Raw genomic sequence first — 15,812 nt, 5'->3', positions numbered from 1 at the left:
TTTAGGTAAAAATCTCAGATCTAAGCATTAGTGGTCCAGTCCTCTTTTTTGAAGATAATTTTATAATATGTGTTTTTTAACTTTACTAATAACCAGTTCTTTATAGTTTTTAGGAGGGCCTCTACTATCAAAAATTATTAATGTGACTAGACCTGGCTTTTTACAAATCGGGCAACAGCGATGTACACTTTTCTCTTTCGTAATAATAACATCAATACAGTCTTTCTCTTTATCTGCTAATAGCATTTGTAAACGAGGTAATTTTTCTTTTTTCCAACTGCTACTTAAAATACCATAATGCCTAATTCTAGTAAATCCTTTAGGTAAAATATGTTGTTGAAAACGACGTATAAACTCTTTGGTTTTTAAAGTTAAATTACTTACTTGACCACCTTTCTTGTAGTTCTTAACACGAAAAGTAACGGTGCCTTTTTGTTTATCAATAGCCTGTATTCGATGATTACTAATAGCTATCTTATGTGTGTATCTTCCTAGATATTCTAGTACGTTTTTTGGGTTACCAAAAGGAGGTTTTGCATAGATAACCCATTTGTGTTTAAATAATTTGTCATAGAGTGATTGTGGTAAGTTTGGAATTGTTTTTCTTAATTCAGCAACAAAAACACCTCTAAACTTTACACTTAAGGCCTTTATACTGAATAAGAAATCATCCTTGTTTTTCCCTTCTTTCCAATACCCTGCCTTTGTTATTCCTCCTTTAGGAACAATACAGTGTAAATGAGGATGTAAGCTTAAATTTTGTCCCCAAGTATGTAACACAGCAATCATTCCAATTTTAGCGCCTAGATCCTTGGGATTATTTCCAAAAGCAACCAAGGTTTTCCAAGCACTATCAAACAGTATTTTATATAGCTCTTTCGGATATTGAAGTGCCACTGAGTTTAAATTATCGGGCAAGGTAAAAACGACATGAAAATAAGGAACTGGCAATAACTCTCTAGATCTACCTTCAATCCATTGCTGTTGTTTATGACCTTGACAAGTAGGGCAATGTCTATTGCGACAAGAATTGAATTGTAGATGCAGTTTATCACATGATTTACACCAATCTAAATGTCCTCCTAGCGCTTTGGTACGGCATTTTCTTATCGCATGCAGCGTTCTTTCATGCCAACTACTTCTAGATAGTTCTTTTAAATGATTTTCTTCTAAATTCAACACTCCTGCTAACGTATGTTTTGCTAGCATTACTCTGTGTATAAGGTATCTAGTGGACTGTACTTTTTTGAACTCCCTGAGTTGGCGACATGTAAATAGATCATGGTGGTTTCTATATGAGCATGCCCTAGAAGTTCTTTTAAGCTAATAATATTAACACCATCTTCTAGTAAGTGTGTTGCATAAGAATGACGTAGTGTATGCGCTGTAAATTTCTTTTTTGTATTCACTTTAGCCCGATTCTCTTTGAGTATCCATTGAATCGCTCTGACTGTTATTGGCTGAGCAGCTCCGTCTTTAGTAACCTGACTGTTAAATAGATATTTTACAGGGTTTTCTGTTTTCAAATAACATCTTAAACCTCTTATTAAAAGAGTACTTAAAGGAACATAACGATCTGTCTTACCTTTTTTTTTCTAATAAATACAGTTTTTCGATTAAAATCAACATCAGATTGAAGCAACCCACATAGCTCATAACTCCGTAAACCACAACCGTACAACATACCTAAAATAAGGCGATGTTTAAGATACTTAGGTGCTTTTAATAATTCTCGAACTTCTTGTTTGTTAAGTACAATAGGTAAATCTTTTTGCTTTTTTATTTGAGGAAGCGCTATGCGCTTTTGCTCCATTCCCAGTACCTTATAAATAGCACGGAGTCCAAAAACGGTATGCTTAAAAAAACTTTCAGAGGGGGTTTTGTGAAGATTTTGACAATGAAAAAGATAATCATTGATTTGTTCATTATCTAAAGTTTCTGGGCTAACCTTAAAATGTAAGGTTATGTGGGCTAAACAGCGTAGATAATTATTTAATGTACTTGATGATTTACCGTTAATTGAAAAGCTTTTGGTTAATTTTTTAACGACAATAGAAAAATCAGGAACCTGCTCTAAAGAGGTTTCTAAAATTGTTTTACTTTTTTTTATACATCTTATTTAATTTTGAATCATAAATTTAACTATTTTTAAAACATTTCAAAAAAAGCTTCCGAGGTAACGAGGATTAGTTCAACACCGTGTATAATTCATTGCTAGTGTAGGCTTACTTACGAAAATCCTCGCGGATTTTCTATTCGGTTTGTATTTGCTAAATTAGTTACTGAAACACGCAACGAAATCATACACAAACACGTTGTATTTAATATGCTCAGCCTTTTGGATACCGAATATTCATTTTGGGTTTGTTAAAATTTCTTTCTAAGGGCAATTTTTAAAATACTAAGGAAAGAGACTTTAATGAAGTTTCGTCTCAAACTGTACGATTGACATCGTTGAGAGTTTCACTATCAAAACGTTGGTAACGTAAAACAGTTTGACGAAGTTATCGGAAAAATTTGACAATGTCAAGTTTTTCCGATAACTTACTGTATTATAAATAATTGCTACAATATTAGTTAAATTTTAAGGGACCTTTTTTTATAACAGAACCTTATCAGTCAGTGGTTGATAAAGTTTATAATAAAAAAATAAAATGAAAATTGGAAAGGTTTTAAAGTAGCGACTGACAGACTACGTATTTTATAAATTGTATATTTACTATTGTATAAAATACTAAAAACAACACCCCATATACGCCATTAAAACGGCGCATATAGGATACGTTAGGCAACATTAAAACCAACCGAATTGAAATTAGAAGAATACAGTAAAATAGAAGAGAAAGAAGAGTTTTTCCAAAATGGTGGTGTAAAAATAAACCACAACATTGAAAAGATTTTTGAAGAAATAAAAAAATACACGGAAGAGGGAGATTCTTTTATTTTCAGAGGTTGTAGTGAAGCTAAATATAGACTTTACAATTCTGCTCAAAGACTATATATAAATCAAGAACTACACAAACAAGTTCCATCCGATTCAATAAGTGAGCACTACAAAGACTTTATAACGGAATTGATTAAAAATTGTAAAAATTGGAACAATGGAGTTGTAAAAAGACTTCTCGAAAATGCTGGGATTAATGAAAATAATTCACTTGCATATTTAAGTTATATGCAACATTATGGAGTTCCGACACCATTTTTAGACTATTCCTATAATCCTTATGTTGCTTTGTTTTTTGCTATTGACAATTTGAACTACCAAGCGAGCGATAATGAAATTGACAATTACTTCTCTTTTTATTACACTTATACAAAAGCAACTATGTTTGAGAGTTGGAAATTTGTATTTGACAAAAATTTAAAAACGGATGAAATTTCATACGAGAAAATAGACGAAAATGATATGTCTATTATTCTTCCAGATGATGAATTTTACCAAATAGTCAATAGCGTAAACATTATTAATCAGCAAGGATTATTTTTCTATAATAATCATCCTTGGTATCCTCTCGAAAGAACATATAAAGAATTTGTTGATTTTTTTATAAAAGAAAAAGGGAGAGAAAGATTTGATGAATTATTAATGCACGATACAATTTCTGGATGTTATAACATTCATAAGTCGCTTATCCCAGCGATTAAGGAAAAGCTAAATGAAATGGGAATTAATAAAAATTATATCTATCCAGATATGAATGACTTCAGACAGAAAGTGACAAATAAAGGAATATTGAATAGTTTAACCTTAAAAAAATAACGTTGCCTAATAACTAAGCATATGGCGTGCCGATAGGCTAACGCTATATGCCCTGTTGACTGATCCGTATTCCATAAGGGGGAAAACGATCAATTCAGTTTAATTTTAGTAATTTGTTTAGTGGTTTTTCAGCGATTATTCTCTTGGTTTTCGGATTTCATAGCCTTGATTTTTATTTTCAGCACTTATTATTCTTTTTGTAATCGCTTTTTTAGGTAAAAATCTCAGATCTAAGCATTAGTGGTCCAGTCCTCTTTTTTGAAGATAATTTTATAATATGTGTTTTTTAACTTTACTAATAACCAGTTCTTTATAGTTTTTAGGAGGGCTTCTACTATCAAAAATTATTAATGTGACTAGACCTGGCTTTTTACAAATCGGGCAACAGCGATGTACACTTTTCTCTTTCGTAATAATAACATCAATACAGTCTTTCTCTTTATCTGCTAATAGCATTTGTAAACGAGGTAATTTTTCTTTTTTCCAACTGCTACTTAAAATACCATAATGCCTAATTCTAGTAAATCCTTTAGGTAAAATATGTTGTTGAAAACGACGTATAAACTCTTTGGTTTTTAAAGTTAAATTACTTACTTGACCACCTTTCTTGTAGTTCTTAACACGAAAAGTAACGGTGCCTTTTTGTTTATCAATAGCCTGTATTCGATGATTACTAATAGCTATCTTATGTGTGTATCTTCCTAGATATTCTAGTACGTTTTTTGGGTTACCAAAAGGAGGTTTTGCATAGATAACCCATTTGTGTTTAAATAATTTGTCATAGAGTGATTGTGGTAAGTTTGGAATTGTTTTTCTTAATTCAGCAACAAAAACACCTCTAAACTTTACACTTAAGGCCTTTATACTGAATAAGAAATCATCCTTGTTTTTCCCTTCTTTCCAATACCCTGCCTTTGTTATTCCTCCTTTAGGAACAATACAGTGTAAATGAGGATGTAAGCTTAAATTTTGTCCCCAAGTATGTAACACAGCAATCATTCCAATTTTAGCGCCTAGATCCTTGGGATTATTTCCAAAAGCAACCAAGGTTTTCCAAGCACTATCAAACAGTATTTTATATAGCTCTTTCGGATATTGAAGTGCCACTGAGTTTAAATTATCGGGCAAGGTAAAAACGACATGAAAATAAGGAACTGGCAATAACTCTCTAGATCTACCTTCAATCCATTGCTGTTGTTTATGACCTTGACAAGTAGGGCAATGTCTATTGCGACAAGAATTGAATTGTAGATGCAGTTTATCACATGATTTACACCAATCTAAATGTCCTCCTAGCGCTTTGGTACGGCATTTTCTTATCGCATGCAGCGTTCTTTCATGCCAACTACTTCTAGATAGTTCTTTTAAATGATTTTCTTCTAAATTCAACACTCCTGCTAACGTATGTTTTGCTAGCATTACTCTGTGTATAAGGTATCTAGTGGACTGTACTTTTTTGAACTCCCTGAGTTGGCGACATGTAAATAGATCATGGTGGTTTCTATATGAGCATGCCCTAGAAGTTCTTTTAAGCTAATAATATTAACACCATCTTCTAGTAAGTGTGTTGCATAAGAATGACGTAGTGTATGCGCTGTAAATTTCTTTTTTGTATTCACTTTAGCCCGATTCTCTTTGAGTATCCATTGAATCGCTCTGACTGTTATTGGCTGAGCAGCTCCGTCTTTAGTAACCTGACTGTTAAATAGATATTTTACAGGGTTTTCTGTTTTCAAATAACATCTTAAACCTCTTATTAAAAGAGTACTTAAAGGAACATAACGATCTGTCTTACCTTTTTTTTTCTAATAAATACAGTTTTTCGATTAAAATCAACATCAGATTGAAGCAACCCACATAGCTCATAACTCCGTAAACCACAACCGTACAACATACCTAAAATAAGGCGATGTTTAAGATACTTAGGTGCTTTTAATAATTCTCGAACTTCTTGTTTGTTAAGTACAATAGGTAAATCTTTTTGCTTTTTTATTTGAGGAAGCGCTATGCGCTTTTGCTCCATTCCCAGTACCTTATAAATAGCACGGAGTCCAAAAACGGTATGCTTAAAAAAACTTTCAGAGGGGGTTTTGTGAAGATTTTGACAATGAAAAAGATAATCATTGATTTGTTCATTATCTAAAGTTTCTGGGCTAACCTTAAAATGTAAGGTTATGTGGGCTAAACAGCGTAGATAATTATTTAATGTACTTGATGATTTACCGTTAATTGAAAAGCTTTTGGTTAATTTTTTAACGACAATAGAAAAATCAGGAACCTGCTCTAAAGAGGTTTCTAAAATTGTTTTACTTTTTTTTATACATCTTATTTAATTTTGAATCATAAATTTAACTATTTTTAAAACATTTCAAAAAAAGCTTCCGAGGTAACGAGGATTAGTTCAACAATGGCTATAAGTAATTGCTAGTTCTCGCCTACTTCTGAAAATCCTCTCGGATTTTCAACTTGGTGTGTACTTGCAAAGTTTCGTGCTAACCCACGCAACTACTCATAGCCGAGACCGTTGTGCGTCATACCCAAACTATACTCAAATGAAAAAAAAGTTTGTAATTATTTCAGTTTTATTATTAATCGGAATTTCTTGTAAAACGAATGAGAAAAAAGATAATTCTGAAAACAGAATAAAAATTGAGTGGGTTGAAAATCTAAATGGAGATTTCTCTTTTAGCGAAAAATGGAGTTATGGAGATGGTATTTATAGAAATCAAAATGGAGAATTGAGGTTAGATTCTGGAATGGTTCCTGAAGAAATTGCGGAGACTATTACAAGAAAGTATAACGAGAAAAATAGAATATATAAAGATTCATTAACTGAATACTATAAAATTGTTGATACAACACATATATTTCACTCGATTAAATCTGTAGCGAATGTATATGAAAACACTGTATATGACCATTTTGAATTTAAAAAGATGAAAAATGGAGAAATTAAAGGAGAAACAATAAATAATGTTTCTGGTTATAGCCATTTGCATATTAAGTTGAAAAACGACTATTGTTACGCTTGGAACGATTATAAAAGTATTTTTGACAAAGGAAATCATATTTTTAATTTGAAAAGCGGGAAAATTCTAATTGATAAATCATTGTTTAAAAATGGAATAGTAAAAGCTGAATTTGACTTTAACTTTAAAAACACTTTAGAAAAAAAGAAAAAATTATCTTGGAAAGGAAAAATTTACAGCCAAATTGAAACTGAATAAAGTACGAACGCACAACACCGTGTATAATTTATTGCTACTTCTAGCCTACTTACGAAAGTCCTCGCGGACTTTCTATTTGTGATTTATTTGCTAAATTACGTGCTATACCACGCAACAAACCATATACAACAACGTTACTTGTCATTTAACAATACCTCAAAAGACCTGAATTATGAATAAAAACATTTTGCTATTTACTTTCTTTTTATGTCTATTAACAAAGACTTATTCACAAGGTAGAGTTTATAAAGATTATCACGATAATGGTAAAATCTCATCGAAAGGAAAATTAATAGGAACTAATAGACATATAGGAGAATGGAAATATTACTACGACAATGGTCAATTAAGAAAAATTGTAAATTTTAATGACAAGGAAAGATTTGAAGGAGAATATAAATCTTATCATGAAAATGGGAATTTAAAAAAGATAGGAAAATATAAAAATGGAGAAGAGATAGGAGAATGGAAACATTTTCATAAGAATAAAAAATTACGTGTTAACAGAAAATATGCTAACGGATCTAGAATAGGAAAATGGGTTTTTTATTTTGAAAATGGAAATATTGAAAAAATTGAATCTTATGTAAAGGGAAAAAGAAGTGGAGAGTGGAAACATTATTATAGAAACAATGTGTTAATGTGGATTGAAAACTATAAAAACGGCAAATTAAATGGTAGATCTGAAGAATACCATGATAATGGAAAATTGAGAGTTATTAAATATCACAATGAAAGTAAACCAATTGGAGATTGGACATATTATCATGAAAATGAGAGTTTGAATTTAGTAGCTTACCATAAAAATGGGAAACCTGTTGGTGATTGGATTTATTTAGATGAAAATGGTAAAGTATTCAGAGTAGAAGAACATGATGAGATTAATGAATATTCTTGGAGCATAGATAGTTTTGTGTCAAAAAATCCTTTTGAATTAAATGATTATATTCTAAATGATTCTTCAAGATTTTATGATTTAAAGCGCCTTTCGAAACACATATATGAGCAAAACAAAATACCAATTTTATATTATGCGGCAAATTGGTGCGCTCCTTGTCTAAAGGTTAAGAATATGATGAAAGAAAAACCAAAAATTAAAAATAAATTAAGCAAAAAGTTTGCTTTCATTAAAATATTGATAAGTGACGATAAAAGAGAAAACTTGAATTTATTTTCAACGAAACTATCATTATCTAGAGACATTTGGAGTATTCCAACTTACACAAAGCTAAATAAGCATGGGGAAACTTATAATATGATTAGTGGTGCTAATTGGATTACTGAAAACCCACTAAGAATACAAGAATTTGAAGAAAAAATTGAGACAAATAAAATAAAATACCATTTTAAACCCATAAATAACAAAAAATAATATTATGCTAAAAATATGACGATTAATAGAGTATAACAACAAGTAACACCACCTAAACTGCATTAAAACGCAGCTTAGCCAAACCGTTGTAAAACATTTTGAGAAGAATAACCATCATATTATCTATTTTGCTTTTCTGTTGTAATATTTATTCACAACAGTCAGACAATTTATCTGAAAAATTTAATTATTTAATTAATTATATTCCTTCAAATCTTGGTAATAAAGAGTTCTTCTCGGAACTTGAAAAAAAATATAAAACAAGACTTAATAACGTAAATATTATTACTACAATTAGTCTAAGTGCAAAAAAAATACAACTTATCGAAAGTGAATTTTTAATGTTAGATAAGCACGCAGAGGAATTAGCTACTGAATTATATAATGATGGAATATATTTTCTTTTAAAAGGATATATGTCTCACGGATGTGTTCCTTTTTCATCGGAAATAGTAAATGGAAAAAAAATTGATTTATTGATATGGTGTTATGGAGGTATGACTAATGATGGTAAAGTTATTTTACGATTCTTTGATAAGTTTAATAGAAAGATGAAAGAATTAATATAAACGTTTTACAACATTGGTTATAATTAATACGGGTTTTGGTGCTTAATCGAAAGTTTTGTGTACTTTAATAAAGTCCGCCAAATCTTTTGATTTGGCTTTAGAACAGAAAAAGATAAAACAAAATAAAAAGTTTTGGCTAATCGCTTAATCCGAAATTAAATGCTAATTTAATCCCGTACTAACCTTAGCCGAACCGTTGTAAACAATTTATGAAAACCGAGAATATCATAATAATTTTAGTCCTGATTTTGACATTCAGTTGTCAAAAAGGAAAGAAAAAATCGGAATCGAAAACTGATTCAAAAATTGAACTTGAAAAAGAAAATTCAGAAAAGAAATTTAATTCTGATACCAAGCCTATCTCTAAAAATGATTCTGAAAATGTTACTTTCCGAAATATAACGGATTTAGAAAAGTATAACGGATTTGAAAAAGTAAGTGCACAAGTTTTAGGTAATTCAGATAAGGCTTTGGTTTACATTCAAAAAGACAGTCTAAAAGTGTTGATTTTAGAGAAAATAATCAAAACTTCATCACCTAAACCTAATTATTCAATTCTTGACGAAGTGAATTTGATATTTAAAAATTCTGACCAATACGTTGCTTTAACTCAATGTGAATTAATTGAAAATCCAAATGAAAGAATGGTTTTTAGTTTAGTAGAGAATGAGGATGTTGAATTTTTTGATAAAATATTAAAAACTTGGTTTATTGACTTTGTAGCCTTTCCTTTTTTAGGACACCTCTAAATTCGACAAATAATTATTATTAAGGTCAGATTTGATGAAGAATTTAAATTCTTCATCAAATCTGGGCATAAACTCTTTAGGTGACTTGTATCCCAAAGATTTATGCGGATGATTAAAATTATAGTCTTCTCTCCAGTTATCACTTATCTTTTGAAGTTGATAAGTGTCATTAAAATAATAAGCACTTAATATATCCTCTCTAAAGAAGCGATTGAATCGTTCTATATAGCCATTCTGCATAGGTTTACCGGGTTGTGTATATTTAATTTCTATAAAATTCTTTTTGCACCAGTTGACAAAAATCTTGGAAATAAACTCTGGACCATTATCACATCTCACATACTTAGGTACTCCTATTTCTTCTTTTAGGCATTCCAGTGTTTCGATAACGGCTCTTGCTGGATATGAAAGACCAGCATTTATAGCCAGTGCTTCACGATTGCAATCGTCAATAACATTGAACACACGCACCTTTCTACCGTCAATAAGTGCATCACTCATGAAATCCATGCTCCAACATTCATTGAGTTTTGAAGGTCTTTCCAAAGGTTGTTTTACACGTTTAACCAAACGCTTTTTGTGCTTACGTCTTAAACTGAGTTTCATCTCACGATACACTCGTAACACTCGTTTCCTATTCCATATTAAGCCTTCACGACGGATCTTATGATAATACTCATCAAAACCTCTTGTAGGGTACGATTCAGAAAGTTCGGTTAACTTATCAATAACCTCGCTATCATCTTTTTTACTCTGGTAATACCAAATCGATCTACTAAGGCCTACAACTTTGCAGGCATGGACTATAGAAATCACATACGCTTTGATGAGATACTTTACACGAACTCTTTTGTCGGAAGGCTTTAGAACTTTTTTGATAGTACGTCTTTTAGCATTTTGACATCCAAACTTACATCTGCATACATTTGCTTGAGCCTATTATTCTCTTCCTCTAACTCTTTTAAACGTTTTAGTTGCTGTTGTTCCATACCTCCATACTTTTTTCGCCAGTAATAAAAAGTACTTTTATCGATTCCTAATTCTCTTGATAAATCACCTACAGACCTACCTTGTTCATTTTCCTTGAGAGCCTTGATTATCTGACTCTCGCTAAACTTGCTGATTTTCATTGTGACAGTTTGAGTTTAAAGTTAGTAAATTCGAATTTTAAACTGTCCTGGTTTTGGGGAAGGCTACATAGGGAGAAATTGAATTCTTTCGGATATTCAGCTTTTAGCATTTGTGACGGAGAATCTTTGCCTCTTGAAATGTGTAATTGTACAGATTCAATATATATCGTTATTGAACCAGAAGAACTTGGAGAGGATTACGAATTATATAGAATTGGTTACTTCTACAATGTTGATTTAATTTCATTGGAGCGAACTGATAAAGAAAATTTTGAATACGATTTTGAATTAACATTTGAGCATGGAAAATATCCAAGAAAGAAAGAGAAAATAAGCTTGAACGAAATGAAATTAGAAAAATAACTATGGGCAACAAAGAACTGAGGTAAAAACCAAATAAAACTCCCTTAATTATTAACCAAAGTCTCTGCGTATATCATAACCTTATTCCACTCTTTTGATTCTGTATAATTAAGTATCTAATTTAATAAAATGCTAACTTAAAACTTCCATAACTCAGTACGAGTATTCTACTACCAACCAACCCCCTCACAATTTCCATATTCGATTTGTATTCATTACATTAGATATTAAAAACAACGCACCAAACTATAAACAAAATCGTTATGGCTAATTTGAAGAATGACAAAGAGTTCTAAATATACAAGAGTTTATCATTATTAAATTCAAAAAGATAACCGTAGACCGAAAAGAAAAGATGAAAAAAAATAAAAAAACCAAATTGATCTTAAGACTGCTTTTACTTGTTGGAACAGTAATATCTATGTTTTTTGTACCATGGATTTTGGTAAAAGCTTGGATATTACCGACACCTAATACCGTTCAAGAACAAGTAAATGAAGCAATTGGACATGGTTTTGACGGTATGATTGTTTATGTGGATCAAGCAGGAAAACCACCAAAATATTACACAGGAGGTTGGAAAAATAGAGAAAATAAAATACCAGCCAATCCGAAATCTTTGTTCAAAATTGCCAGTATTAGCAAGCTGTATACAGCCGTAGCAGCTACTAAATTGGTAAAAGAAAATCGTTTATCTTTTGACAAAACGCTCGCCAATTATCTTCCAGAACTTGGAGATAGGATTGAAAATGCCGAAGAAATTACCTTGAGGATGATGATTCAGCATCGATCTGGTATTCCAAATTTCACAGATAATCCAGATTATTGGGAAAACGAACAGGAAAATGGCCAAAACGCCTTAGATTTTGCTCTCGATCTACCCGCCAGTTTTAAACCTAATGGAGGATATGAATATTCAAATACGAATTTTTTATTACTTCGTCGAATTATGGATAATGTTTTAGGATATAGCCACAATCAGTATATCAAAAAGAAAATATTGATTCCATTAAAGTTGAAAAACACCTTTTTTTCAATTACTGAGGTCGATTTAGATGATGTTATGAGTGGATATTATGTAGGATATGAGAAAGATTTTAAAGCTCGTGAATATGGAATGTTGGCTACAATAGAAGATGTGGGTAAGTTCTTGCGAGCCTTAAACGATGGTTCTGTATTTGACGAAGGTGAGCAAGAAATTTATCCTTACGAATATAATCATGGAGGTTTGGTCGTTGGCTATCAAAGTCTCGCAGAGTACCACAAAGATATAGATGCTGTAGTGGTTCAATTTATCAATACCACAGATTTTAACGGTTATGAATGGAACTTATCGGAAATTACAATTAACCGAATTGTAGAAATTATTAAAAATAAAAACTAGCCACAACAAAAAACACAGCGAATTCGAAATATAGTTTTTAACAAAGCAGTTTAACAACCTGAAAGATTAAGTCTTGAAATACCATACAAACCATACACCTAAAAGCTATCACCTTTCACAAAAAATGGGAACACTGAGTTTAATCATATTCTTATTAACAGTAGAATTGTGTTTTGCGCAATCTATTGACTTCGATTTAATAAAATACAACGGACTTAATTTTTATTCTACCAAATCAGAAATTGAAAAAAAATTAGGTAAGCCAACAAAAGTATATGACTCAAATCATGAATGTGGTTTTTTATTAACGGATTTTCCAGATAGTAAGTATCTAACTTTAGATTATGGTAAACTAAAATTCACTGGAAACAAAAAAGAACTTTACGTCATAGAACAAATTCATTTAGAAAATGATAATTCTATCATAATAAAATACGGTAATCGAAATTTGACATGTGGGACCGATTTAAAGGAACTAATTGAAATTTTTGGAAATAAATTGGCTAAGCATTTTGGAAAAAAGTTAAAAGGAACAATAGTTCTCTTTTGCAAAAAAACTGATGACGGAATACGCATTAGTATAAAAGACGGCAAATTAACCCAACTAGAATATTGGTCGCCTTGTTAGAATGTTCAATAGATAGCAATGCCCATAATGAATAAGGGACTTGCCTCTTATACCTTATTTCAGAACTTTATCTCATTTTTTTTATAAAACAGGAAGCTTTTTACCTTTATTTAGCAACTATTTTCATAAAACCAACACATTTAAAAATAGAAGATTAACCAATATTAACTAGTTTTGAAAATAAAATGGAGTTTACTCTCAGGCTTTCGTTATTTACAATATGAAAAAATCACCGTCTATAATTCTAAAGAAAAAGCATGAATAAAAAAATTGGATTTTCTAACATTGGAGGGGTTTATATTGAAGAAAACATACAAACTAAAACACACATACATCAAGCTATAACCGTCATAATTTCATTTAAAGACAATTTTGATTGCTTTATTGAACAAAAACAAATATCCTCTTCAGGTATTGTTATTCAACCCAATACAATTCGACAATTTAACAGCCCCGAAAATAATAGTATTGCCTTTATTCATATTGAACCATTTTCAGAACAAGGCTTAAAACTAATAGATAGAGATATCCCTTTTACAGAACTATCTAAAAGTCAAACAGAAAACATAATTATGTTTATCAAAAAATGGGCTTTACATAAAGGAAATCAAGAAAAACTCACAGAAGAACTGATTAACTCAACTATAAAAGAGATTAAACCAACTACAAACAATCTTACTATAGATAAAAGAATTAAAAAAGTAATTGATATAATTCAAAAAACAGAAAACACATCTTTAAAATCAATTTCTAAAACCGTTAACCTTTCAACTTTTAGACTTTCTCATCTATTCAAACAAGAAACAGGAATCACCTTAAAAAAATTCGTTTTACATACTAAATTAGTTAAATCCATAAAAGCTATTTATCAAAACCAAAACTTAACGCAATCTGCCTACTCAGGGAACTTTGCAGATCAAGCTCATTTTACAAGAACATATAAAAATTCATTTGGAGTTTTACCTTCGAAATTATAAAATAGCAACTGCGTTCAATTTTTTAGTAGAATTGAGTTTTAATTTTGTTCCCTAAAATAGATCAACGTGAAAACACTTATAGCTTATTTAACAATAAAAGGAAATACTGAAGCAGCTCTAGATTTTTATGAACATTGTTTTAATGGCAACACCATCTTTTTACAACGATTTTCGGAGACAAATTATACTGTTTCTGAAAATTACAAAAACAAAATAGCACATGCCGAGTTTAAAGCTGAAAATCTTCATTTCTACATTTCCGACGGATTTGAAAAAGAAACTGTTACTTATGGTAACGGTATTGGAATGACTGTAAATTTCACCAATAAAAATGAACATACAGAAGTTTTTAACAAACTAAAAGTTGGCGGTAAAGTTACTCACGATTTTTTCCAAACGACAATTGATTCAAATCTAGCTTGCATTATAGATAAGTACGGAATACATTGGTATCTTAATTACTCCAACGCAGAGAAAAGTGGCTATTAATTTGTAACCAAATTGAACTGTGACTAACTATCTCTTTTAAAGATAATTAGCCTCTTCTTTTAACTTTATTTATGGTTTATTAGTTCAAAAATTAAATGATAATTGAAGACTAGATCTGGTAATTATTAACTGTCGTTGTATTTTATAAATTGTATATTTATCCTAAACAAAACTAAGCATTCCAATGCGTATCCACTGTTACTAATATGTTGGACACATTATATACAAGCTAAAAAAATGCCGATAGAAAACATTCCTGAACTTTATATTAAGAATAATCGAGAAAATTGTGATTTGTTCGTTTATGATTTTAAAATGACCGATGACGTCGTAAAAAGTAAGGTGAATTTAAGTATGAATATGTTTAGCTTTTTACAAGTAGGAAAAAAGCAAGTACACTTTGCGGGAACCACCGTTGCTGTAAACAAAGATCAATCTTTGTTATTAAAAAAAGGGAATTGGCTATGGACGGAGTTACTTGATACTGATGAAATTTATTACTGTAAACTCTTCTTCTTTTCAGAAAAAAACTAAACGAGTTTCTAGAAAAACATACGAAACACCATAAAATAGTAGAAGAAGAAATTCCTTATTTTATAATTAAAAATGACTCATATATCACTTCATACCTAAATTCATTATCTACAATTAGTGAAGCACCTCAGGTTTTTGCTGAAAACTTATTTTCAGTTAAGTTTGAAGAATTAATGCTTTATCTTCTCCAGAAATATGGAAAAAAGTTTGAACTATATCTACACTCTTTAATAGTTAAAAAAACTTCGACTTTTAAAAAAATTATAGAAAGTAAAATTCATTCTAACTTAAAATTGGAAGAAATCGCATTTTTGTGCAATATGAGTTTGTCTACTTTTAAACGTCACTTCATAAAAGAATATGGGGTATCACCTGGAAAATGGCTTCAGGATAAACGACTTCAAAAAGCAAAAAAAACACTAGAACAAGGAAATTTAAAGCCATCAGACATCTATTTCGATTTTGGTTATAACAACCTTTCCAACTTTAGCACCGCCTTTAAAAAGAAATTTGGTTTTAGTCCAAATCAGACCTCTAATTAAAACTCTTTCTGAAAATTTGACCTTTTTTCATAAGTCATTGAACTATTTTCGTAACTCAACAAGAGTAATCTCCTCATACTTTTGTATC

General features: G+C 30.6%; 18 protein-coding genes and 1 pseudogene. 11 read left to right on the top strand and 8 right to left on the bottom strand.

Annotated elements, in window-relative coordinates:
- Positions 1-60 precede the first annotated feature (60 nt).
- Genes BLW23_RS17325 through BLW23_RS23755 form a run of 3 tightly spaced genes read right to left on the bottom strand, consistent with a single transcriptional unit; the run spans position 61 to position 1,813 of the window.
- Positions 61-1,209, bottom strand: coding sequence for an IS91 family transposase (locus BLW23_RS17325; protein WP_093667562.1), 1,149 nt, complete (start codon positions 1,207-1,209; stop codon positions 61-63).
- Positions 1,209-1,547 carry a tyrosine-type recombinase/integrase gene (locus BLW23_RS23760; RefSeq protein WP_255362749.1) on the bottom strand — a complete coding sequence of 113 codons (339 nt, stop codon included), beginning with the start codon at positions 1,545-1,547 and terminating at the stop codon, positions 1,209-1,211. Before BLW23_RS23760 ends, BLW23_RS17325 begins: the two co-directional genes overlap by 1 nt.
- Positions 1,548-1,558: 11 nt before the next feature.
- Positions 1,559-1,813, bottom strand: coding sequence for a tyrosine-type recombinase/integrase (locus BLW23_RS23755; RefSeq protein WP_255362708.1), 255 nt, complete (start codon positions 1,811-1,813; stop codon positions 1,559-1,561).
- Positions 1,814-2,809: 996 nt separating this feature from the next.
- On the opposite strand from BLW23_RS23755, the gene BLW23_RS17315 reads away from it, so the two are divergent.
- Entirely contained in the window at positions 2,810-3,760 is a 951-nt protein-coding gene (locus tag BLW23_RS17315; RefSeq protein ID WP_093672219.1) for an FRG domain-containing protein, read from the top strand.
- 270 nt (positions 3,761-4,030) lie between these two features.
- Here BLW23_RS17315 and BLW23_RS17310 read toward each other — a convergent pair whose 3' ends face one another.
- Genes BLW23_RS17310 through BLW23_RS23745 form a run of 3 tightly spaced genes read right to left on the bottom strand, consistent with a single transcriptional unit; the run spans position 4,031 to position 5,783 of the window.
- On the bottom strand, positions 4,031-5,179 hold the full coding sequence (locus BLW23_RS17310) for an IS91 family transposase (protein ID WP_093672217.1): 1,149 nt from the start codon (positions 5,177-5,179) through the stop codon (positions 4,031-4,033).
- The gene (locus BLW23_RS23750; RefSeq protein WP_255362749.1) at positions 5,179-5,517 is read right to left on the bottom strand and encodes a tyrosine-type recombinase/integrase; all 339 of its coding nucleotides are present in this window, start codon (positions 5,515-5,517) and stop codon (positions 5,179-5,181) included. Before BLW23_RS23750 ends, BLW23_RS17310 begins: the two co-directional genes overlap by 1 nt.
- 11 nt (positions 5,518-5,528) lie before the next feature.
- A complete protein-coding gene (locus tag BLW23_RS23745; protein ID WP_255362708.1) occupies positions 5,529-5,783 on the bottom strand; it encodes a tyrosine-type recombinase/integrase in 255 nt (84 codons plus the stop codon).
- A 529-nt stretch (positions 5,784-6,312) separates the two neighbouring features.
- Between BLW23_RS23745 and BLW23_RS17300 the strand changes: the two genes are divergently transcribed.
- The 4 genes from BLW23_RS17300 (at position 6,313) to BLW23_RS17285 (ending at position 9,677) form a co-directional block, all read left to right on the top strand.
- Entirely contained in the window at positions 6,313-6,987 is a 675-nt protein-coding gene (locus BLW23_RS17300) for a hypothetical protein (protein ID WP_093672215.1), read from the top strand.
- Positions 6,988-7,159: 172 nt separating this feature from the next.
- Entirely contained in the window at positions 7,160-8,359 is a 1,200-nt protein-coding gene (locus tag BLW23_RS17295) for a hypothetical protein (RefSeq protein WP_093672213.1), read from the top strand.
- A 98-nt stretch (positions 8,360-8,457) separates the two neighbouring features.
- Positions 8,458-8,928 (top strand): hypothetical protein, encoded by a 471-nt coding sequence (locus BLW23_RS17290; RefSeq protein ID WP_143032218.1) that lies wholly within the window; start codon positions 8,458-8,460, stop codon positions 8,926-8,928.
- A 209-nt stretch (positions 8,929-9,137) separates the two neighbouring features.
- Positions 9,138-9,677, top strand: a complete 540-nt coding sequence (locus BLW23_RS17285; protein ID WP_093672208.1) for a hypothetical protein — start codon at positions 9,138-9,140, stop codon at positions 9,675-9,677.
- On the opposite strand, the gene BLW23_RS17280 is transcribed toward BLW23_RS17285, so the two are convergent.
- Together BLW23_RS17280 and BLW23_RS17275 are read right to left on the bottom strand one after the other, a co-directional pair.
- On the bottom strand, positions 9,663-10,505 hold the full coding sequence (locus BLW23_RS17280; RefSeq protein ID WP_255362750.1) for an IS3 family transposase: 843 nt from the start codon (positions 10,503-10,505) through the stop codon (positions 9,663-9,665). The two genes, BLW23_RS17285 and BLW23_RS17280, sit on opposite strands and share 15 nt — an antisense overlap.
- A gap of 35 nt (positions 10,506-10,540) precedes the next feature.
- Entirely contained in the window at positions 10,541-10,807 is a 267-nt protein-coding gene (locus tag BLW23_RS17275) for a transposase (protein WP_093667736.1), read from the bottom strand.
- Between the two features lie 78 nt (positions 10,808-10,885).
- Between BLW23_RS17275 and BLW23_RS17270 the strand changes: the two genes are divergently transcribed.
- From BLW23_RS17270 to BLW23_RS17245, 6 genes and pseudogenes are all read left to right on the top strand, one after another.
- Positions 10,886-11,170, top strand: a complete 285-nt coding sequence (locus BLW23_RS17270; protein WP_093672206.1) for a hypothetical protein — start codon at positions 10,886-10,888, stop codon at positions 11,168-11,170.
- Positions 11,171-11,525: 355 nt separating this feature from the next.
- Positions 11,526-12,554, top strand: coding sequence for a serine hydrolase domain-containing protein (locus BLW23_RS17265; protein WP_093672204.1), 1,029 nt, complete (start codon positions 11,526-11,528; stop codon positions 12,552-12,554).
- Positions 12,555-12,678: 124 nt separating this feature from the next.
- The gene (locus BLW23_RS17260) at positions 12,679-13,182 is read left to right on the top strand and encodes a hypothetical protein (protein WP_093672202.1); all 504 of its coding nucleotides are present in this window, start codon (positions 12,679-12,681) and stop codon (positions 13,180-13,182) included.
- Between the two features lie 257 nt (positions 13,183-13,439).
- Positions 13,440-14,159, top strand: a complete 720-nt coding sequence (locus tag BLW23_RS17255; RefSeq protein WP_093672200.1) for a helix-turn-helix transcriptional regulator — start codon at positions 13,440-13,442, stop codon at positions 14,157-14,159.
- A 66-nt stretch (positions 14,160-14,225) separates the two neighbouring features.
- Positions 14,226-14,648: a VOC family protein gene (locus tag BLW23_RS17250; protein WP_093672198.1), complete on the top strand. Its 423-nt coding sequence runs from the start codon at positions 14,226-14,228 to the stop codon at positions 14,646-14,648.
- Positions 14,649-14,885: 237 nt separating this feature from the next.
- A pseudogene (locus tag BLW23_RS17245) lies at positions 14,886-15,724 on the top strand (helix-turn-helix domain-containing protein).
- Positions 15,725-15,812 lie beyond the last annotated feature (88 nt).

Origin of the sequence: Tenacibaculum sp. MAR_2009_124 (assembly GCF_900105455.1) — a bacterium.
Lineage (GTDB): Bacteria > Bacteroidota > Bacteroidia > Flavobacteriales > Flavobacteriaceae > Polaribacter.
This window is presented reverse-complemented; position numbering and strand designations above follow the sequence as displayed.

Bases quoted from the DNA above. Each gene is read 5' to 3' on its own strand.
- BLW23_RS17325 (WP_093667562.1), bottom strand. From the start codon at position 1,209: ATGCTAGCAAAACATACGTTAGCAGGAGTGTTGAATTTAGAAGAAAAT.
- BLW23_RS23755 (WP_255362708.1), bottom strand. From the start codon at position 1,813: ATGGAGCAAAAGCGCATAGCGCTTCCTCAAATAAAAAAGCAAAAAGAT.
- BLW23_RS17310 (WP_093672217.1), bottom strand. From the start codon at position 5,179: ATGCTAGCAAAACATACGTTAGCAGGAGTGTTGAATTTAGAAGAAAAT.
- BLW23_RS23745 (WP_255362708.1), bottom strand. From the start codon at position 5,783: ATGGAGCAAAAGCGCATAGCGCTTCCTCAAATAAAAAAGCAAAAAGAT.
- BLW23_RS17300 (WP_093672215.1), top strand. From the start codon at position 6,313: ATGAAAAAAAAGTTTGTAATTATTTCAGTTTTATTATTAATCGGAATT.
- BLW23_RS17295 (WP_093672213.1), top strand. From the start codon at position 7,160: ATGAATAAAAACATTTTGCTATTTACTTTCTTTTTATGTCTATTAACA.
- BLW23_RS17285 (WP_093672208.1), top strand. From the start codon at position 9,138: ATGAAAACCGAGAATATCATAATAATTTTAGTCCTGATTTTGACATTC.
- BLW23_RS17275 (WP_093667736.1), bottom strand. From the start codon at position 10,807: ATGAAAATCAGCAAGTTTAGCGAGAGTCAGATAATCAAGGCTCTCAAG.
- BLW23_RS17265 (WP_093672204.1), top strand. From the start codon at position 11,526: ATGAAAAAAAATAAAAAAACCAAATTGATCTTAAGACTGCTTTTACTT.
- BLW23_RS17260 (WP_093672202.1), top strand. From the start codon at position 12,679: ATGGGAACACTGAGTTTAATCATATTCTTATTAACAGTAGAATTGTGT.
- BLW23_RS17255 (WP_093672200.1), top strand. From the start codon at position 13,440: ATGAATAAAAAAATTGGATTTTCTAACATTGGAGGGGTTTATATTGAA.